Genomic DNA, 22,226 nt, shown 5'->3' with positions numbered 1-22,226 from the left:
AATTCTTATATATGGTTAAATGTGTATGTGTATTATATAATAGAAATGAATGCTAAAAATTTTGATAAATAATTACAAAATTATTATAAGCAAATACTGCAAATAGAAAGTCTACAAACAGAGTAATAAAAGCTAAAACTACATGGATTTGAGGGAGAAAATATGAAAAGTTATACAAAGACTAAATGGAGTGTTTGGGGCATAATTACATTTTCATTTATTTTAGTCTTATTTTTAAGGATGTCAACTGCTGTTGTCTCAGATAATTTAGCAAAAGAGTTAGGCTTTAATTCTATACAAATATCAAATATAGCATCATTTTGCCTTTACTCATATGCACTTATGCAAATACCAGCAGGTATATTAATTGATAAATATGGAGCAAGAAAGATTAGTAGTATTGGAATAATAACAGCGAGTGTAGGTTCTATATTATTTGGATTAATACAAAATATAGAATTAGCATATATTTCTCGTATAATTGTAGGAGCAGGAACCTCAGTAATACTACTTTGTATCTTAAAAATTCAAGGTAGATGGTTTGATAAATCAGAGTTTGCTTCTGCAACAGCTAAGTTCTCATTTGTTGGAAATGTGGGAGGAGTTCTTGCTACTTTTCCGCTAGTATTTTTATCTGAATTTATTGGTTGGAGAAATTCATTTTTATTAATAGGTATAATAGGTATTTTAATTGGATGTTGTATGTATATTATTGTTAGAGATACACCAAGAGAATATGGATTTAATGTAAATGTTGATATTTATGAAGAATCAGAAAAAATTAGTATTATTGAAGGGGTTAAGTCTGTTATAGTCAATAAGTCAACATGGTATAATTCAATAATAATGTTTTCTTTTGTAGGTTTAACAAGTGCATTTACAAGTCTTTGGGGAGTAAGATACATAATGGACGTTTATGGAGTTAGCAAGAGTTTTTCTGCATTTATAGTATCATTTTTTACATATGGATTTATATTTGGTTCAATAATTATGGATTTTGTGTTTGCAAAAATAAAGTCTAGCAAGTTTAACATAATAAAGTATGGTGCAATGATAGACTTATTTATATGGATAATAATTGTAATTGTTTTCAAAGTAAAACCACCAATAATGTTTTTACCAGTAGCATTTTTTATAATGGGGTGTATAGTCATGTCACATTTACAAGTATTTAATGATGCTAAATATAAGAATAAAGAGATTTATTCTGGATTAGCAACTAGTGTTATTAATACTTTTGAATTTATAGGAAGCGGTATTATTAATTTAATCATAGCTATATCTTTACAAATAAATTTCTACAATACAGTTGATGGATACAAAAGAGGATTTATTGTATTTATAGTATTAAGTATTATAACTATAATAGCATCTCATATTGGTGTAAAAAATGATGATTTTAAAACTAAGTAGCATTTTCGGAGTGACTTAGCATAAAGTTCTGTAAATAATAGAGGGTTTGGATTTAGAAAAAAGAGCTAACTGGAATATAAATCTTGTTTACTATGATTAAATGATATTGTATCATATTAAATAGAAAAATAAGAACTTTAAACTATAATATTGGTTCTAAAATATAAAGTAAGGAGTTTTTTCTATGGATACAACAAAAATAGATGATATAAGTAAGTTAGATTTAAATAATCTAGATATTAATAAAATGGACATGGGCGGTTTGATGGAAAGCCTTTTGGAATGGGCAACTACAAGTGGAGTAAAACTTATAATAGGTCTACTTATACTTTCCATTGGATTTAAAATAATAAAAAAAATTGTAAACCATGTCATGACAGTTCTTGGTAAAAGAGATGTTGATTTAACGTTAAGAAAGTTTTTGAAATCTCTTCTTTTAAGTGTACTTAAAGTTGCTGTTATAATAGTTGTTCTTGAATACTGGGGTATGAGTTTATCTAGTTTTGCTGCTGTAATAGCTTCAGCAGGGGTAGCGATAGGTTTGGCACTGCAAGGTAGTTTATCAAATTTTGCTGGAGGATTTATTATACTTCTGATTAGACCATTTAAAGTAGGAGATTACATAGAAGCAGCAGGTCATGGAGGAACAGTTGAGCAAATAGGTCTTTTTTATACACAATTAGCTACTCCAGATAATAAACAGATACTTATACCAAATGGTTCTGTATCAAATGATAGTTTGATAAATTATTCTGCAAAAAATACTAGAAGGGTTGATTTAGTTTTTAGTGTAGGATATGAAGATGATATATTACATGTTAGAAGAGTCTTAAAAGAAATTGTAAACAAACATAAATTAATAATAAATGAACCAGAACCATTTATAGGAATAGTTGAACATGGAGATAATGCAATTAAATTTGCAATTAGGGTTTGGTGTAAGACAGAAGACTATTGGACAATTTACCTGGATTTATTAGAAGAGGTTAAAGTTAGATTTGATGAAGAAGGAATTACAATACCATATCCTAAAATGGATTTAACAGTCAGAGAACTAAATAAAATTTAAGTTTTTAATTATAGAAAAGGGATGTTTTAAATAGCATCCCTTTCAGTTGTATTTACTTTATGTAGATTTTTTATATTTATGTTTAATTAATAATGATTTTTACTATCTTATAGATTTAAATTTTAAAATTCTGGTATAATAAATTATATTATATAGATTTTAAAAATATTTCATCTTTGAGCGATATATTCAACATTTCTATTCTTAAGAATAATTATGATTTATAAACAGGTATTATATTAGAACTTTAAAAATTTATACTCATATATTATTATTTAGGTTAATTTTCATATAAATAATATTAAAATAGATTTTTAGCTTCTTAAGTATAGATTATAAGGCCTTGAAACTATTAAAATAAAGTAAGAAGTATCTGCAATATAAAAGGGTAAATAAAGGATTTAAAGGGCATAATATAGAATAAATTAATTATTTAAGGAGGATTTTTATGTGTAAAAAACTATATTTATTAGTAGCAAGTATACTTATTGCAGGTTTATTGACTGCATGTAGTGGAAATTCAAATTCAGGACAAGCGCCTCAAAATGGTGACACAAAAAAAGAAGCCAATGCATCAAATAGTGATTTAAAAGATGGCAAAATGGATGAAAGTTTAATGGAGCAAGATTTCAAAGTACCTTATACAGATGCAATAAATATATTTAAAGACAAATATAAGGATGCTGATATAGTAGATTTAAGTCTTGAAAGTGATTTAAATAAATATGTTTATACGGTTGAAGGTGTAGATGATAACAATGAGTATAAGATGAAAATAGATGTTAATACAAAGGATGTATTACAAGATAAAACTGAAAAATTGGATTCAGAAGATTTAAATGGTAAAGCTAGAGAAGAAAAACTAAATTTAAATGATATAATAACACCTCAAAAAGCTATGGAAATTGCATTAAAAGAACAAGATGGAATAGTAAAAGAATGGAGTTTAGATAAAGATTTAGATGCTACTTTTTATAAAATAAGAATAGATAAAGAAAAAAATGAATATGACATAAAGGTAGATTCTAAAAAAGGAACTATACTGGAGGTAGAAAAAGAAGATTAAAAGTTTTAAGTTGCTTTTAAAATAAATTCTTTTTTAAATAAAATTTGTTTAAAATATAACAAATAGGGTATAAAAAGGTTAAATAATTATTTTAGGAGGAGTACGGTATGTCATTAAAATCACTGAAAATAAAAGAAAATTTATATTGGGTAGGTTCGCTCGACCCTGATTTAAGAGTATTTGACATAATTATGTATACACCTTATGGAACAACTTATAATTCATATGTTTTAAAAGGAACAGAAAAAACAGTTTTATTTGAGACAGTGAAGGATAAACATTTTGACAAATATATTGAAAGATTAAATGATTTAAATATAGATTTTGAAAAAATTGACTATATTGTGGTAAGTCATACTGAACCAGACCATGCAGGAAGCGTTGAAAAACTTTTAGATTTAGCAAAAAATGCAAAAGTAGTAGCTTCAGAAACTGCCATTAAGTATCTAAAGGAAATCGTAAACAAAGATTTTGAATATATTGCAGTTGCAGATGGAGATGTGCTATCAATAGGTGATAAAACTTTAGAATTCTTCTCTGTACCTATGCTTCATTGGCCAGATACTATATACACATATATAAAAGAGGATAAAACCCTTGTAACATGTGATTCATTTGGAAGTCATTATAGTAATGATAAGATAGTAAACACTCTTAATGAAGATGAAGAAAAGGATTACTTAGATGCTTTAAGATATTATTATGATTGTATAATGGGACCATTTAAACCATCTATGGTAACTGCTATAGAAAAGATAAAAGATTTAGATATAGACATAGTGTGTCCAGGTCATGGACCAGTATTGACTGAAAATCCTAGAAAAATTATAGACCTTTATTATAATTGGAGTGTAAATGAACAAGTAAAATTAGAAAAAGAAGTTACAATTTGTTATGTTTCTGCACATGGATATACAAAAATCATGGCAGAAGCTATAAAATCATATATTGAAAAAAATAGCAATTATAAAGTGAATTTATTTGATGTAATAGAACATAAGCAAGAAGAAATTCTAGCTAAAATAGCAGTATCACAAGGTGTATTATTTGGAACACCAACAATATTAGGAGATGCGTTAAAACCTATATGGGATATATTAGTATCTTTAAATCCAGTTCTTCATGGTGGAAAAGTTGCATCAGTATTTGGTTCATATGGATGGAGTGGAGAAGGTATAGAAAATGCTATGGAGAGAATCAATCAGCTTAGAATGACAACAGTGAAACCATTTGCTGTTAACTTTAAACCATCAGGAGAAGAAGTTGACAAATTATATGCTTATACAGGAAAATTCTTAGATAAGTTAAACTCTACTTTTGGAAGTAAAAAGAAAACTAAAAAGTTTAAATGTGTAATTTGTAACGAAGTATTTGAAGGAGATAGTGCTCCTAGTATATGCCCTGTATGTGGAGCCAAAGAGGACCAATTTATAGAAGTTGAAGAAGATGAGGTTACTTTTAGAAAAGATACTGATGAATATTTTGTTATAGTAGGAAATGGTGCAGCTGGTTTCTATGCAGCAGATGCTATAAGAAAAAGAAATAAGACTTGTAAGATAACTATGATTTCTAATGAGGAGGAGTTAACTTACTACAGACCTGCACTTTCTGATGGTATAAATGAAGAACTTAATTCTGATTTCTATATGGAAGATAAAGCTTGGTATGACGAAAACAATATAGTAGTAATATTAGGAACAAATGTAGATAAATTAGATGAAGCAAATAAAACTATTGTAGTAAATGATGGTGCTATTAAATTTGATAAGCTTGTAATAGCTACAGGAAGTAGAAACTTCATACCACCAATTAAAGGTCATGATTTAGAAAATGTATTTACACTTAGAAATATAAAAGACTTATATAATGTAAAAGAAGCATTAGAGAAGTCTAAGAAAGTTGTAGTAATTGGTGGAGGACTATTAGGTCTTGAAGCAGCATGGGAATTCAAATTAAAAGGCTTAGAAGTAGTAGTAGTTGAAGCAATGGATGGTATATTATCAAAACAACTTGATAAAGAAGGAAGTAAAATACTAGAACAATGTGTAAGGGATACAGGCATAGATGTAAGATTAGGTGTGGCAGTTGATGGTATTGATGGTGATGGAAAGGCTCAAAAAGTTGTATTTAAAGATGGCAATAGTGTTGACTGTGATATGGTAGTCTTTTCAATTGGAGTGAGAGCAAATACTCAAATGGTTCAAGATACATCTGTAAAAATTGATAGAGGTATTGTTGTAGATAATACATTACAGACAACTGTTAAAGATATATATGCTTGTGGAGATGTTGCACAAGTAGGAAATACTAGTCTAGCAATATGGCCATCTTCAGTAGAAATGGGAAAAATAGCAGGAGCAAATGCAAGTGGAGATAGTTTGAAATTTGAAAGTGATGTATATCCAGTTTCATTAGATGCAATGAATGTTAAAGTATTTAGTATTGGTAATATACAAGATTTTGATAAAGAAATTTCATCAAAAGATGAAGGTAAAAGAGTATATAAAAAGTTATTTATGAAAGATGGTTCATTAGTAGGAGCTATACTTATAAATGATTTAAGTTGTACTGTTAAATTGATAAGATTGATATCTGAAAAAGGGGACTTTGAAGATATTATGAAGTCAGATATACTATAGTTTAAATATATCCAGATAAAAAGAAAAAGTCTTGAAATATGATAGATTCATATTTTAAGACTTTTTTGTTATAATATATAATAAAATAAATATACCTTAACTGTAAATTTACATAAATTATTTACTTTTGAATATTAGATTCCTTTTTGAAATTGGTATGTAATAGTAATATAGAGTATATAATAATAGTTAAAGTTAAAAAAAGGGGAAAAGCAATATGCAGTATATACAAGAATTACTTGATTTAACTCAAAACTATTGGGTGTTAGCCACAATAATTGGTTTATTAAGTGCATTTATAGAAAGCTTTATACCAGCCTTACCACTTGTGGCGATAGTTACAGCAAATGCTGCGATACAAGGGTTATTACTTGGGTGTTTGTTATCATGGATTGGCTCAGGGCTTGGGACAACCTCATTGTTTTTATTAATAAGTAGATTTACTGATAGTAGACTTTTTAATAAGTTGAGAAATAGTAAAACTGAAAGAGCAATAAGTTGGATGGACAAACAGGGATTTAAACTGCTATTTATAGCATATGCTTGTCCATTTATGCCTGGATGTTTAGTTACTGTTGCATCAGCTTTTTGTAAAAAAGATATAAAAGATTTTGTTCCAGCAATGTTGGCAGGAAAATTTGTAATGTTTATAGTAATAAGTTATGTGGCAAGTGATATAGAAGGATTTATAACAAGCCCACTAAAGATAGCATCATTTATACTACTAGTATTTTTATCATGGAAAATTGGAAGTAAAGTTAATAAAAACCTTGAAAATCATAATTATGAATTTCATCATAAAAAACACGATAATGATAGAAATAACAAAAGAATTTAACTTGTCAAAAAAATAAAATTGTCTTAAAAGAATTAGATTTAAATAAATTTTAAATTTAAAAGTATTCTTTTAAGACAATTTTTTTAATTTATTAATTGATTTATAAATATATAGCTATAAAAATATATTAAAATAAAATGTAAAATTGATATCCGATTAAAAAAATAACTATGAAGTTTAAAAGTTTAGATATGAATTTTTCTGTTTTCGAGCTAGTTTTTATAGGGAGTAAGGAAATGTTTATAGTAATGGGAAAAAACAATTCGATACCTTCTTTCGTAATAAGGTCAAGACACATGTGAGAAAAATATCCTATTATAAATCCACTAGACAGACATGAAAAAACTATATTGTTGTTAGTAAAGATTGTTAGAGACTTAAAAAAACTACCAATGAGTAATAAGGCAAGAAGACTATGAGTAAACCCTCTGTGTCTAAACCTACTTCCAAATAACTTGTAAATTAATATAAACTTTTTGCTTATGTAAGAACCTCTCATATCTATATCTGGAAATAATGAACCTAAATATGCAAAATAGATATAGACTATAATTAATACTATTTTATATGTAGTATCGTATTTGACTAAATATATATTATTTATAAAGGGGAGTATCAAAAGTGCTAATATATATCCTCCCCTTTCATGTGTTTCTTTTATCATATAAAAATCCTCCTGAATCGTCACTATAAACATAATATTGGTAAATTTAGACTATCTTTTATTATATTATATAGCAAACATAAGTTTTTTTCAAAAGGATTTTAATATTTAATTAATCTTGAGATTTTAAATTTTTGTAATTTTCTAAAGCTCCATTCCAATTAACTACATTAAACCAATTGTTAATATATTCATTTCTTCTGTTTTGATATTTTAAATAGTAAGCATGTTCCCAAACATCAAGACCTATGATAGGAGTCAAGTTTTTACTTACAGGACTATCTTGGTTTGGAGTAGTTATAATGGACAATTTACCATCTTTAGTAGCTACTAGCCAAGCCCAACCAGAACCAAAAACATCTAAAGCTGCTTTTTGGAATTCTTCTTTGAATTTTTCAAAAGAACCAAAATCTCTGTCAATAGCTGCTTTTAAAGATTCAGAAGGTATAGTTTTTTCAGGAGTCATTATATCAAAAAAGAATTTATGATTGTAAGCACCACCTGCATTATTTCTTACTGTTGTAGCAATATCTTTAGGTAAAGAATCTAAGTTTTGTAATAATTCACATAAAGAATAATTATAAAGCTCAGGATATTTTTCAAGAGCTGCATTTAACTTATCAACGTAAGCTTGATAATGTTTATCATGATGTAAAATCATAGTTTCTTTATCTATATAGGGCTCAAGTGCATCATAAGCATAAGGTAATGGTTTAACCTTAAACTTGTTATTTTCGGGTGTAAAAGCAAATAAAGTTATACACTGTGAAAGTATAAATAAAGACATAATAACTGGTATTAACATTTTTTTCTTCATAAAAATCACCTCCTAATATAGTATTTCTAGAAATTAAAAAATTATGAAAGATTAGCAGATAATTTATAAAAATTTGATAGTAATTTTTTTAAAATTGAATAAGTTTTGAAGGCAAAGACAAAACTATGAAATACAGGATAATACTAAAAAATAGGAAGGAAATTTGATAATATGTGTGGCAATATTTCAATTTATTATAAAGGAGATATATCTGGAAAAGAAGATATTAAATTTAAAATAAAAGAATCTGTAAATAATATAAATCATATAAGTCTTGATAGTAGAGAATACTTAAAAGGTGAGGAAAAAGAGTTTGATTTTAATAGATTTGATGTAATAGATGTTATACATGGAGTTAAACCATTTGAAAAAGATGGAAAGGTTATAGTTTTAAATGGTGAGATATATAATAGTTGTGAGATAAAAGAAGAATTGATTAAAAAAGGGTACAGCTTTTCTACAGATAGTGATATTGAAATCTTATTAACATCTTATATAGCATTTGGAAAAAATTGTGTACATAAGATAAAAGGGATGTTTAGCTTTATAATATATGATAAAAAAGATGAAAGTATATTTGGGGCAAGAGATTTATTTGGAATAAAACCACTTTACTATATAAATAAAGAAAAAGTGATAATCTTTGCATCAGAATATAAATTTATACTGGAGTATATTAAAAAACTAAACATAAATGAACGAAGTTTACAGAGTTATTTTTCGTTTCAATATGTTCTTCCTGAAGATACTATGATACAAGGGATAAGATTGATACCAGCAGGACATTTTTTTAGAGTGGAAAATGGAATACTATCTTTAAAGAGATATAATAAACTTGAATTTAGGAGTAGTACAAAATTTTTTTACAGTAAGAACCATTTAGGAAATAGAGATATAGGCGAAGAAGAAGTGAGAAATGTAGTAATAGATTCGGTAAGAAGACAGGTATCAGAAAATAAACCTGTTGGAACATTTTTGTCTGGTGGTATAGATTCATCAATTATAACATCTATAGCTTCACAAATTAATCCAAATATAAAGTCTTTTTCACTAGGTTTTAATGTTAAAGGATATAGTGAATTGGAAATAGCTAAAAAAACAGCTGATAAATTGGGCATAGAAAACATTCCACTTAACATAACACAAGATGACTATATAAAAGCATTGCCTAGTGTAATTTATTTTTTGGATGACCCTGTGGCAGACCCATCAGGAGTAGGTCTTTATTTTTTAATTAAAGAAGCTAGTAAATATGTTAAAATAGCGTTGTCTGGAGAAGGTGCTGATGAATTATTCGGAGGATACAATGTATACAAGGAATATAATAATGTGAAATCAGTTATAAACTCACCAGTGTATATTAGAGGTGTATTAAATAGAGTTTCAGAGCTTATGCCTAATATAAAAGGCAAAAATTATCTTTATAGAGCTACAACACCTTTAGAAAAGAGATATATAGGAAATGCGAAGATTTTTGAAAATAATGAAGTGAAAAGATTCTTTTTTAAATATAAGGAAAAGAATATACATGAGTATTTATTATCAAATTTATACAGAGAAGCGCAGAAAAATAATTACGATTATATAAGTAAAATGCAACATATAGATGTAAATACATGGCTTCAAGGTGATATACTTCAAAAAGTTGATAAATTCTCTGTAGCTGAGCATCTAGAACTTAGAGTACCTTTTTTAGATAAAGATGTATTTGATGTAGCAAAAAATTTAAGAGTTGAACAAAAAATAACAAAAAATAATACAAAAGTGCTACTTAGAGAGTCCTTTAAAGATATAGTACCAGAACATGTTATTCAGAGAAAAAAATTAGGATTTCCAACGCCAATAAGAGTTTGGTTAAAAGATGATTTAGGCGATGTTGTAAGAGATACTATTTCTAATGCAAATGTAGACGAGTTTATTGATAAAAAATATATAATAAAACTTTTAGATGAACATCTAAAAGGTCACAAAGATAATTCAAGAAAAATATGGACTATATTTACATTTTGTCTATGGTATCAATTGTTTATAGAGCATAAAAACATCAAATATTAATTTTTGCATGACATACAGAGGGCGAACATATATAATGTTCTCGCCCCCTCTATTGGCATGAAGCAAGAGCAAATTAGTTTATTATTTCGATAAAATTACTGGCAAATATTTTGACAAGATGACTTTCCACTGCTAGATTTAAGTTTTGTCCATCATCGTACCCAGCAGAAATTAATCCAAGTAAATTGCCAAACATATCTAAAAGAGCCCCTCCAGAACTACCACTAGAGATTGGAGCTGTAAATTGTATCATTTGAACTGTTTCAAAGTCACGAAAAGCAGAGATAATTCCATCTGAAACTGTATTGAAAAGACCTAAAGGGCTTCCAATCGCAACTATTTTTTGACCTCTTACAGGTTTTTTGCTGACCTTGACTGGTATCGCTTTACATTTTCTATCAACTTTTATTACAGCTAAATCATAATCTGAGTGGTACTTTATGATTTGATACGATGTATAAACTTTATCATCATTTTCAAATCTAACTAAAAATGAATAGCCTTCATTAACTACATGGAGATTTGTAAGTATATAACCTTCACTATTTATGACTACTCCAGAGCCACTCTTGAATGGTTTATTTTCATTATCACACACAACAATCATAACAACAGAAGTTGATAATTTTGCGAGTTCTTCATATGTAAGTTCTATTTCTTTATCTTTTTTATTTTTTCCAGATGTAAAGCTTGTGTCAACAGAAGTTTGTTCAGATTGAGGTTTATTTATAGGCGTATAAGTTTTGTTATTATTGATATTCTTATTTATATCTGTATTTAATTTTTCTAAAGGTATATCTAGCATAGTTGGACTTTTTTTAGAAAGTTCAACTAAAGTAGAAAATCTAGAACATTCAGGATATAAATCAAGGATATCTTTATGAGGATTTATGTACAAAATATCACATCCAAGCTGTGATAAAAAATACAAGAAAAAAAGTTCCTGTCTTTTAATATTTCCAAAATACACTACTTTGGGTGAAACATCAATTTTGACTTTATTATAAAATAATTTGGGTAGAAAATAATCTATCCAACATAAAAGTTTAACAGCAAAGTTTTTAACAATAGAAGGTGTTGAATTTGGTGTGTTTTTAGAAAACAACTCTAATGTACTTTTAAATGCAATTTTTTTTGTCCAATCTAAGGTATCATTTTCTATTTTACAAGGAAATTCAATATTGTATAAGCTCCAACTGTTAAATTTAGCATCATTATAAGTATTGAAAGTATTGAGCATCTTATCTGTTTGGGATTTATCAAAATTTATATTTAAGTTGTTTAGCCTAATATAGGGAACAGTTGTATTATTAAAAAGATGAGTATCTATATTTTTGATGTTTTTTATGTATTTATCAATAGAATCTTCAATACCTATATATCGTGTAAAGTAGACTTCTTTAATATAAGAAGAACTCTTATTTGTATAAGACTTACTAGACATAAATTCATTTAAAGGCTCTTTTGAATTCTTTATTACAACTTTTAATGGTTTAATAGTACAAATCATATTTTTTCTCCTCTAATAAGATGATATAATCTATTATAAAACATCTTAAAACAATATAGTACAAGAATTTTGTAGTTTCAAAATAAAATGTATACTTGTAGATATAAATGATATATAATTACATATTAAACATAGATTTTATCTCTTTAAAAAAATATGTAAAATCTATGTAAAAAGTAAGAAATATAAACATTTTTTTAATTATATTTTAAAAATATCAACTAAGTTTTATTCACAAATGAATAAAAAATGTTATAATATGATTAAAGAAAAAGATAAATAATTAGCAAGATTTGTTTAGCTAAAATTAACAAGGGAGCGATAAATTATGGGTATAACATTATCAAAAGGCCAAAAGGTTGATTTAACTAAAGGAAACCCAGGGCTTAAAAATATTTTAGTAGGGTTAGGATGGGACACTAACAAGTATGATGGTGGATTTGACTTTGACTTAGATACAGCAGCATTTTTAACAGGAGTAAGTGGAAGTGTTACTAATGATGGAGATTTTGTATTTTACAACAATTTAAAGCATACTTCTGGAGCAGTTGAACATTTAGGTGATAATAGAACTGGTGAAGGTGATGGAGATGATGAGCAAATAGTTGTTGATTTATCTAAGATTCCTGGAGAAATAAGCAAAATTTCTTTTACAGTTACAATTCATGATGCAACAGAAAGAACACAAAATTTTGGGCAAGTAAGTAATTCTTATATAAGAATAGTAGATAAAGATACAAATGAAGAACTAATAAAGTATGAATTAGGTGAAGATTTTAGTATAGAGACAGCTATAGTAGTAGCTGAAATATATAAACACAATGGAGAATGGAAATTTAACGCACTAGGTTCTGGTTTTGAAGGTGGCCTTGCTGCTTTATGTGGAAACTTTGGAATAAACTTATAATTTTAAATATAATAAACTAGAGGGGGTATTTTCCATGGCTATAGTATTAAAAAAAGGACAAAAAATTGATTTAACTAAGGGAAATCCAGGTCTTAAAAATATTAAACTTGGATTAGGATGGGATACAAATTCATTTGATAGTGGTTATGATTACGATTTAGATGTCAGTGTTTTTATGGTAGGAGAATCTCAAAGAGTTGAAAGAGATGAAGATTTTATATTCTATAATAACTTAAAACATTCATCTGGAGCAGTTGAGCATTTAGGTGATAATAGAACTGGTGAAGGTGATGGAGATGACGAAGAAATATTAGTAAACTTAGATACAATGCCAAAGCATATACAAAAAATAGCTGTAACAGTTACAATATATGAAGCTGCTGAAAGAAAACAAAACTTTGGACAAGTAAGCAACTCATATATAAGAGTTTTAAACTCTGAAAATGACGAAGAAATATTAAGATATGACTTAGGCGAAGAATTTAGTATAGAGACTGCAATTACAGTATGTGAGATATATAAATATAATGGAGAATGGAAGTTTAGTGCAGTTGGAGCAGGATTTGAAGGTGGCTTAGAAGCACTTTGCAGAAACTATGGATTAAGTGTTTAGTATGAGTAACACAGTATATTAAATATAAGTAGCCTATACAAATAATGTATAGGTTATATTATATAAAATTTTATGGAGGTTTAGTATGTCGATTAATTTATCAAAAGGTGATAAAATAGATTTAAAAAAATCCAACCCTGGATTGAGTAGTATACTTGTGGGCTTAGGATGGGACCCTGTGCAACAATCAGGTGGAGGATTCCTTAAGTCTTTATTTGGCGGAGGACAAGCTGATATAGATTGCGATGCATCTGTATTTATGCTAAATCAGGAAGGAAAATTAAGTGGTATAAAAGACTTAATTTATTTTGGAAACTTAAAAAGTGCCTGTAAGTCAGTTTTACATACAGGAGATAACCTAACTGGTGAAGGTGTGGGTGATGATGAACAAATTCTAGTTAATTTAGATAAAGTTCCATCAAATATTCACAGATTATTATTTGTAGTAAATATATACAATTGTATAGACAGAAAACAACACTTTGGGATGATAAAAAATGCCTATATAAGAGTTGAGGACCAAAGTAATAAAAAGGAAATAGCGAAGTATAATTTATCTGATAATTATTCGGAAAAAACTACTCTTATAGTAGGGGCTATATATAGAAAAGATGGAAGTTGGCAGTTTAAAGCAATAGGTGAAGGAACAAAAGATGCGGGTCTTAAAGAAGTAATGCAAAATTTAGACAGGATTGAGTGTGTATATGGAATTTAATAATGATATCAAATATTATAATGTTGACAAAGAAGATGTAACTAAAGACTTATCTGTTAACCCTGACAGAGGTTTATCAAAATCAGAAGTCAAGACTAGAAGAGAAAAGTATGGTTTAAATGAATTTACACCAAAAGAGGAAGGAAGCTTTTGGGATGATTTAAAAGACAGTTTAAGTGAACCAATGATAGTTATTTTAATTATTGCAGCAGTAGTAAGTGCAGTAATTGGAGAAACTCATGATGCAATCGGGATTATAGGAGCTATAGCAATAGGTATAGCAATAGGTATGATTACAGAAGGTCGTTCTAAGAAAGCAGCAGATGCTCTTTCTAAGATGACTGAAAATATTGAAGTTAAAGTACTAAGAGATGGAGAAATACATCAAATTTCTAAGAGTGAACTAGTACCAGGAGATATAGTATATATTGAAACTGGTGATATGGTACCTGCTGACGGTAGACTTATAGAAACTATAAATCTTAAAATTAGAGAAGATATGTTAACAGGCGAATCAGATGATGTATCTAAAAAATGTGATGTAGTAGTTCCAATGGAAGAAATAGAATCTAAAGGAGCACTAGTGGTACAAGAACCAATTCCTGCAAAACAAATAAATATGGTATTTGGTGGTACACTTGTTGCTTATGGTAGAGGAATATTAGTTGTAACTTCAATTGGAGATAGTAGTGAAATGGGTAAAATTGCTCAAAACTTATCAGACGCAGATGAGCAAACTCCACTTCAGATAAAGCTTGGAAATTTAGGTGGATTGATAGCTAAAGTTTCCAGTGCAGTAGCAGGATTATTATTTATATTCATGGTTTTCCAAATGGTAAGTAAGAATGTATTAAATGTTGATATGTCTGGAATTTTACCATTTTTAGAATCGATAGACCCTGTTAAAACAGCATTTACAGTATGTGTTGCATTAATAGTTGCAGCAGTTCCAGAAGGTCTGCCAACTATGATAAATATGACACTTGCAATAACTATGCAAAAAATGGCTAAGATAAATGCCTTAGTTACTAAAAAAGAAGCTTGTGAAACTATAGGTTCTGTTTCTGTAATATGTTCAGATAAAACCGGTACATTAACAGAAAATAGAATGACAGTAGAAGTTGCATATATTGATGGAAGATATATTGAGAGTTCAGAAGAAGAAATAAATAGTTATTTTGAAGAAAACTGTATGATAAACTCTACAGCTGATGTAGAGCATAATGATAGTGATGTTAAGTACCTGGGAAGTGCTACAGAATGTGCACTACTTCTATATTATAAAAATGTAGATTACAGACAAGTTAGAAAAGAATCTAATATAGTAGCTCAAAACCCTTTTACTTCTGATTCAAAGAGAATGACATCTGTTATAGGTCAAGATAATAATCATGTGTTGTTATCAAAAGGAGCACCAGAAGTCTTGCTTGAGCTATGTTCATATATCCAAAGAGGAAAAGACATAGTTCCAATAACTGAAGGTATAAAACATGAGATTTTAGAAGAAATAAAAAAATTACAAGTAAAATCAATGAGAACTTTAGGTTTTGCATATAAAGAAATCTCGCAAGCTGAAGAAGAAGCAGCAGTAACTGCTGAAAGTGATTCTATGAATGTGAGTGCAATGGAAAGTGAGTTAGTATTTAGTGGTTTTGTTGGTATAAGAGACCCACTTAGAAAAGATGTTATAGAATCTGTAAATACAGCAAATAAAGCTGGTGTTTCTGTAAAAATGCTTACAGGAGATAATATAAATACAGCAAGAGCTATAGGTGAAGAGTTAGGTCTATTAAAAGGAAATATGAGAGCAGTTGAAGCTTCATATATAGATACTTTAGATGATGAAGAACTAAAACAAGAAATACAAACTATTTCGATTGTTGCAAGAAGTAAGCCAGATAGTAAAATGAGAATAGTTTCAGCTCTTCAAAAGAGTGGAGATGTTGTTGCTGTAACAGGTGATGGTATAAATGATGCCCCAGCGCTTTCAAAGGCAGATGTTGGTATAGCAATGGGTATATCTGGTACAGAAGTATCAAAAAGTGCAGCAGATATAATTTTAACTGATGATAGTTTTAGCACTATTGTAAAAGGGATTAAATGGGGTAGAGGAATCTATGATAACTTCCAAAGATTTGTTCAATTCCAATTAACAGTAAATGTAATTGCATTTTTAGTGGCTATAATATCTCAGGTTATGGGACAAGAAATGCCATTTACAACAATACAATTGTTGTGGGTAAATATAATTATGGATGGTCCACCAGCACTAGCATTAGGTTTAGAGCCTGTTAGAGACCATGTGTTAAATAGAAAACCTGTTGATAGAAAAGCAAATATAATTTCTAAGTCAATGGTATATACAATAGTATTAAATGCATTCTATATAACAGCAATACTAATGTTACAGTCTACATTTAACTTCTTAGGTGTTGATGAAGCTCATAAGGGAACTGTAATGTTTGCGTTATTTGCTTTTAGTGCATTATTTAATGCATTTAACTGTAGAGAATTTAGTGCAGATAGTATTTTCCCAAACTTTACACATAATAAACTAGCATTACAAATAATAGTTTTAACAGGTATTGCACAAGTAATATTTACTCAGTTATTCCAAGATTTCTTTAACTCTGTAGCTATGGATGTTATGACATGGGTAAAAGTTTTATGTGTTGCAGCAAGTGTAGTTGTAGTCAATGAAGTTGTAAAATGTGTAATAAGATTAGTAAAACCAAAGAAAACAGCTTAAAATAAATTTTATAAAAAATAACAAACTGGCTCAAAATATATATTTTGAGTCAGTTATCAATAAACAATTAAATTGGGAGGATAATTATGGGTGACTCAAAGGTATTTGAAAAAATATTCTCCAGCCAATCAGATAGAGGAAATTACACTCCTTCAAAGGGATATCTGAGTTATTTTATTTCATATATTGGTTTAGAAGATGAGATTTTGTATAATCTTGAAATATTTAAGACTAAGCAAAATATTGATAGTAGAAAAGATATTGCCTTATTTACTGATGCTATAGCAAATCCTAGTGATTTTGACATTATTAATTATTTTAAAAATGGACTTAAAAATTATAAAAACAGCACAGAAGATACAGATATAAGTATTTTAGGGTTTGAAGAAATAGATTATAAAATAAAGCAAGCAATAGATAGAGTATTAAAAGAGGAAGAAAAAGACTTTACTAATGATAGAGTTAAACAAAATTTTATAGTGAAAATAATGGCATGGATAAAGACTTATATTGGTGCCTTAGATATAAATAAAAATGATGCTCCAAAAATAATATTTTATGGAGACATAAAAAAGCATGAAGTTTATTTACTCTTAATATTGTACTTAGCAGGATTTGATATATTATACCTTAATCCAAACTCAAAGAGTAATATAAGTATCTTAAATTTAGAGAAATATAAGATAGAATTAGAAGAGGCTAATATAATAGAAGAAAATGTTTCTTTTGAAGATAGAGTCGTTTCAGGTGAAAAGATAGATAAAGGTTCTGTAAAAAAAGCTTTTACTGTTGGAGCAGAAGCATCAAAACGAATAAGTGAAGAATTGCTAAATGATTCTGGATTTATAAAACCTTGGCAACTTCAAGATAGAAAAATAAAAAGCTTGCTTTTAAGTTCAACTATTGATGAAATATCAATATATTGGAATCAGCCATTAAAATTGAGACCAGGATTTAAGTTTAATGATACTACAGTAGAAACTCCAGTTTTCTTTTCTAAAATCAATGGAATATATAATGATAAAAATGAATACATTAAGTTTTTAGATTTATTAAGAGATTCAGAAAGTTCAACATTCATTGAATTTAATGGAGATATAGATAGATTTTCAAAAGAATTTACGAGAGAAGCTTTTAGCCTATCATTTGTATTAAATTCAAAAGGTATTATAGATAAAAATTCTGTTTTAAATAATAAAGAGTATTCTATTTCAACATTATCATTAAATCAACAAATTATGATTTTAGAAAAAGTGGAAGAACTTATAGAAGGTAACATGTTTTTAAATGGACTAAGTGGAGAGGATAAAATAAAAGGCTTATTCACAGTACTTCATATGGATAAAAAGCTTGTTCACATGATGAATAATTTCGATTACTCTCTCATAAATCCAAAGTTGGTTATATATATGTATAAGAGCATTGTGCTTGATAAAGAAGTTGTATTTCTAATGCTTTTACTTAGTAAAATTGGATTTGATATTATTATATTATCTCCAGGCGGAGAAAATAATATAGAAAATGTTATAAATAACCAATTGATTGATGTACACAGGTTGGATAAAATGGTATATGACCTTAGATTGAACTTACTTGAAGATGAAATACCTTTACTTAAAAAAATTTTTGGCAAGAGGAGACGATTTTAAATGGGGATAAATATAAATAATTTTTCAAAAGATAATAATTCTGTAGAAACTGTTGAAAATTTACCTACGACTGTACAAGAAGAAAAATTTGATATAATGGAATATACAAATAATAAAAAAATTGAACTTAGAAAGTCTAAAGAGGTTGAGGCTTTAACTTCTCTTATAGAAGTAGAAAATCCAGATACAATTTTACAATTTGGTAGAAAAGCATCTGAAGGAGTAGCGAGAGTTTCTGATAGCCTATTAAACACGATAAAATTAAATAGAAATGAAGAAAATTCTAAAATGCTTGTTCACTTAACTAAAATAATGGATAAATTTGATTTAGATGATTTTCAAGAAACTAAGGAACCAAATTTTGTTCAAAAACTTTTCAAAAAAGCTAATAATGCTATTGAAATGATGTTTCAAAAGTATGAAACACTGGGAGGAGAAGTTGAAAAGATTCAAATTGAACTTGAACAATATGAAAGAGATATAGCACTTTCTAATAAGCAAATTGGCGCTATGTTAAATGAAAATTTTGACTTTTATAACGAACTTCAAAAATATATTGTTGCTGGAGAAATGGCAGTAGAAGAAATGGATAATGAAATACTACCATATTTCAAACAAAAATCAGAGACTAGTGGAGACCAAATGGATATCGTCAACTATCAAGAACTATTAAAAGTCTATGATATGTTAAATCAAAGAGTCTATGATTTAAGAATAGCAGAAAATATAGCTATTCAGACTATACCTATGCTTAGAGGTATGCAACATAATAACTATGGTTTAATTAGAAAAATCAATAGTGCATTTGTTGTAACTTTGCCAGTATTTAAACAATGTTTATCTCAAGCTATATTACTTAAAAAGCAAGAATTACAAGCAAAGTCTCTAAAAGCTCTTGATGATAAAACTAATGAATTATTGCTTAGAAATGCACAAAATGTAAGTTCTCAAAGTGCACAAATAGCTAGAATGGCTGGAACAAGCTCTGTGCAAATAGAGACATTAGAAAAAATGTACAATACAATTAAATCTGGTATAGATGAAACTCTGAGAATAGAAGAAAATAATAGAGTTACAATCAAGGATAATACAAAGAGATTAGAAGAATTAAATACAGCTATAATTTATAATAAGTAGTATATTAGGGGCTAATTTGGATAAAGTTGGCCCTTTCTATGTATATGAGGAGGCCACACATTGAAATATTTCGATTATATCTGCAAAGAGGATTTAGAGAAAATTTTTTTGAAAGTGCCAGAAGACTTTAATGCCAATACTGAAAAAGATGTACTGAAATATGCACTGGGTGCTTTTTTATACGTTCCAGCGACTCAATATAATATGATTTATAAGAGTATTATAGGTGATGTTAAGGGAGTTAGACCACTAGCTATTTGTTTAGAAGATGCTGTTGGGGCAAATGGAGAATCTGAGGCTATAGAAAATCTTAAATTGATTTTGAAAAATATTAGCAATGAAAATATAACTAATAAAGATGGGATACCATTAATTTTTGTGAGAATAAAAGATGTAGAGCAATTGCTAAGAATTAAAGAGATTATAATTAAAAACAATAATACTATAACAGGAATATTGATTCCTAAAGCAAATTCGAAGTTAATTGAAAACTGTATAGAAGTTTTGAATTCTATAGGTCTTCAAAATATGTATGTTATTCCAATAATAGAAACAAGAGAATTCATATATAAAGAAAATAAAGAATTAAGCTTCAGTAATTTATATAATACTATTTTAAGATATAAATCAAGAATACTTAGTATTAGAATAGGTCTAACTGATATATTAGGTATGTATGGTATAAGAAGAGATAAAAATTTTTCTATATATAATAATTTGATTTGTTCTTCGTTTATATTAGATGTAATTACATATCTTCAAAGACCAGAGATAGATATACCAATAAGTGGAGGTGTATCGGAATTTTTTGATATGACAAACGAAGGGATAAGAAAGAAGTATATAGAAGAAATACTATTGGATAAATTTCATGGATTAGTTGGAAAGACAGTAATTCATCCAATGCAAATTCAAATTGTACAAGCTTTATCTGCAGTATCATATGAAGATTTTACTGATGCTTTGGAGATACTTGATAGTGCAAATAGTAAATATGGTGTGAGTAAAGGCATATTAGGTGAGAGAATGAATGAAACTAATCCTCATTTTTTATGGGCTAAAAAAACATTGATTTTATCTAAAATATATGGTGTATTAAATAAAGGAGTAGACTATGAAGAATTGCTTAAATTTTAATTGTGAGATTGACATTGTTGATAATCCATTAAACTTAGATTTAAATGATTTTTTAGATATAGGAATAAGAAATAACAGTAAGAGACGTTTTTTATTTATATCAAAAAAACTTGGAAAACATTTAGCTTGTAAACCAAGTGAAATGGATAATTTAGGAAAACTAATGGCCACGATTTATAATAAAAAAAATAAGGTAGCATCAAATGGGACTGTAATAGCTTTTGCCGAAACTGGTACAGCTGTTGGACATAGCTTTTTTGATTACTTATCTGGAGATTATGAATTTATTCATACCACTAGGGAGCAATTTGATGAGCTAGAAAATTTAGACTTTTTAGAAGAACACTCTCATGCAACAGACCAAAATTTATATTTTGAAATGCTAGATAACTTTAAATTTGGCGATGAAGTAATTTTGGTAGATGATGAAATTACTACAGCTAATACGTGTATGAATATAATTAGAAAGATTCAAAGTATTTATCCTAAAAAGAAATATACTATATGTTCTATACTTAATTGGGTAAGTGATGAAAATTTAAAAAAAATTAGTAGTCTGGAAAAAGAACTTGGATGTAAGATAGAATTTGTGTATTTATTTAAAGGAGACTTTAATTTTGATATAAATGAAGATATTGTTGCAAATTACAATGATAATTGTACTATTAGTCAATCAAGTATTATGAAGGATGATAAAATAAATTTAATAGTAAATCATGTCAATGTTGATTTAGAAGATTATATTGGAAATAAAAAATATATAAGATATACAGGTAGATTTGGAATTAACAAAAGAGAACAAATTAAATTAAAAGAAATTGTAAAAAGAGAAAGTAAAAAAATAGTTATAGAAAGTAAAGAATCTTTAAAAAAGAAAGCAGAAAAGGTTCTATTTTTAGGTACTGAAGAATTCATGTATATACCAATGTTATTTGCAAAAGAAAAAGAAAATCAATGTGATATATACTATCATTCAACAACTAGAAGTCCAATAATTAATATTGATAAAAACAATTATCCTATTAGAAGCAAGTTTAAATTAAAGAGTTTTTATAATTCTGATGTTCAAAATTATATTTACAACATAGATAGACATGATTTTTCTGAGTGTTATTTATTTGTTGAGTTAGATAAAAGTAAGAATTCTTATCTGGAATTTATTGATATAATTAAAAAAACAAGCATAAAAAAATTGACTATAGTATGTTGTAGCTAAAATGTTTTATCAAGATAAAATATATCACAGTT

At 27.7% G+C, this 22,226-nt stretch carries 17 protein-coding genes; 14 read left to right on the top strand and 3 right to left on the bottom strand.

All coding sequences use genetic code 11. The features are described 5' to 3' along the window. Positions 1-162: 162 nt before the first annotated feature. From KGF48_RS13815 to KGF48_RS13795, 5 genes are all read left to right on the top strand, one after another. The gene (locus tag KGF48_RS13815) at positions 163-1,413 is read left to right on the top strand and encodes an MFS transporter (RefSeq protein ID WP_227829743.1); all 1,251 of its coding nucleotides are present in this window, start codon (positions 163-165) and stop codon (positions 1,411-1,413) included. Positions 1,414-1,597: 184 nt separating this feature from the next. After that, positions 1,598-2,482 (top strand): mechanosensitive ion channel domain-containing protein, encoded by an 885-nt coding sequence (locus tag KGF48_RS13810; protein ID WP_227841478.1) that lies wholly within the window; start codon positions 1,598-1,600, stop codon positions 2,480-2,482. 448 nt (positions 2,483-2,930) lie between these two features. Then, positions 2,931-3,548 (top strand): PepSY domain-containing protein, encoded by a 618-nt coding sequence (locus tag KGF48_RS13805; protein WP_227868156.1) that lies wholly within the window; start codon positions 2,931-2,933, stop codon positions 3,546-3,548. A 107-nt stretch (positions 3,549-3,655) separates the two neighbouring features. Continuing rightward, the gene (locus KGF48_RS13800) at positions 3,656-6,187 is read left to right on the top strand and encodes an FAD-dependent oxidoreductase (RefSeq protein WP_227868155.1); all 2,532 of its coding nucleotides are present in this window, start codon (positions 3,656-3,658) and stop codon (positions 6,185-6,187) included. Between the two features lie 217 nt (positions 6,188-6,404). Next, complete coding sequence (locus KGF48_RS13795; protein ID WP_227829739.1) at positions 6,405-7,025, top strand: TVP38/TMEM64 family protein; 621 nt, start codon at positions 6,405-6,407, stop codon at positions 7,023-7,025. Between the two features lie 127 nt (positions 7,026-7,152). On the opposite strand, the gene KGF48_RS13790 is transcribed toward KGF48_RS13795, so the two are convergent. Further along, positions 7,153-7,689 carry a metal-dependent hydrolase gene (locus tag KGF48_RS13790; RefSeq protein WP_227829738.1) on the bottom strand — a complete coding sequence of 179 codons (537 nt, stop codon included), beginning with the start codon at positions 7,687-7,689 and terminating at the stop codon, positions 7,153-7,155. Between the two features lie 112 nt (positions 7,690-7,801). Then, on the bottom strand, positions 7,802-8,506 hold the full coding sequence (locus tag KGF48_RS13785; RefSeq protein ID WP_285891640.1) for a superoxide dismutase: 705 nt from the start codon (positions 8,504-8,506) through the stop codon (positions 7,802-7,804). 171 nt (positions 8,507-8,677) lie between these two features. Between KGF48_RS13785 and asnB the strand changes: the two genes are divergently transcribed. Next, positions 8,678-10,561 (top strand): asparagine synthase (glutamine-hydrolyzing), encoded by a 1,884-nt coding sequence (gene asnB, locus KGF48_RS13780; protein WP_227838860.1) that lies wholly within the window; start codon positions 8,678-8,680, stop codon positions 10,559-10,561. Between the two features lie 73 nt (positions 10,562-10,634). On the opposite strand, the gene KGF48_RS13775 is transcribed toward asnB, so the two are convergent. Next, positions 10,635-12,071, bottom strand: coding sequence for a trypsin-like peptidase domain-containing protein (locus KGF48_RS13775; RefSeq protein ID WP_227850443.1), 1,437 nt, complete (start codon positions 12,069-12,071; stop codon positions 10,635-10,637). Between the two features lie 328 nt (positions 12,072-12,399). On the opposite strand from KGF48_RS13775, the gene KGF48_RS13770 reads away from it, so the two are divergent. The 8 genes from KGF48_RS13770 to KGF48_RS13735 all read left to right on the top strand — a co-directional run bounded on the left by KGF48_RS13770 (position 12,400) and on the right by KGF48_RS13735 (position 22,194). Next, positions 12,400-12,978 carry a TerD family protein gene (locus KGF48_RS13770; RefSeq protein ID WP_227829735.1) on the top strand — a complete coding sequence of 193 codons (579 nt, stop codon included), beginning with the start codon at positions 12,400-12,402 and terminating at the stop codon, positions 12,976-12,978. A gap of 34 nt (positions 12,979-13,012) precedes the next feature. After that, positions 13,013-13,591 (top strand): TerD family protein, encoded by a 579-nt coding sequence (locus KGF48_RS13765; RefSeq protein WP_227829734.1) that lies wholly within the window; start codon positions 13,013-13,015, stop codon positions 13,589-13,591. Positions 13,592-13,676: 85 nt separating this feature from the next. After that, a complete protein-coding gene (locus KGF48_RS13760) occupies positions 13,677-14,306 on the top strand; it encodes a TerD family protein (protein WP_227829733.1) in 630 nt (209 codons plus the stop codon). Next, positions 14,296-17,055, top strand: a complete 2,760-nt coding sequence (locus tag KGF48_RS13755) for a calcium-translocating P-type ATPase, PMCA-type (protein ID WP_227868154.1) — start codon at positions 14,296-14,298, stop codon at positions 17,053-17,055. Before KGF48_RS13760 ends, KGF48_RS13755 begins: the two co-directional genes overlap by 11 nt. Before the next feature lie 86 nt (positions 17,056-17,141). Beyond that, complete coding sequence (locus tag KGF48_RS13750) at positions 17,142-18,704, top strand: YceG family protein (protein WP_227838857.1); 1,563 nt, start codon at positions 17,142-17,144, stop codon at positions 18,702-18,704. Then, entirely contained in the window at positions 18,705-19,841 is a 1,137-nt protein-coding gene (locus tag KGF48_RS13745; RefSeq protein ID WP_227838856.1) for a toxic anion resistance protein, read from the top strand. 60 nt (positions 19,842-19,901) lie between these two features. Then, positions 19,902-20,978 carry an HpcH/HpaI aldolase/citrate lyase family protein gene (locus KGF48_RS13740; RefSeq protein ID WP_227838855.1) on the top strand — a complete coding sequence of 359 codons (1,077 nt, stop codon included), beginning with the start codon at positions 19,902-19,904 and terminating at the stop codon, positions 20,976-20,978. Continuing rightward, a complete protein-coding gene (locus tag KGF48_RS13735; RefSeq protein ID WP_227838854.1) occupies positions 20,956-22,194 on the top strand; it encodes a phosphoribosyltransferase family protein in 1,239 nt (412 codons plus the stop codon). Before KGF48_RS13740 ends, KGF48_RS13735 begins: the two co-directional genes overlap by 23 nt. The last annotated feature ends 32 nt before the right edge of the window (positions 22,195-22,226 follow it).

The sequence above is a fragment of the Clostridioides sp. ZZV15-6388 genome, assembly GCF_020657755.1.
In the GTDB taxonomy this organism is placed as follows: domain Bacteria; phylum Bacillota; class Clostridia; order Peptostreptococcales; family Peptostreptococcaceae; genus Clostridioides.
The sequence above is the reverse complement of the archived record's forward strand: the minus strand, read 5'-3'. Positions and strand labels throughout refer to the sequence as shown.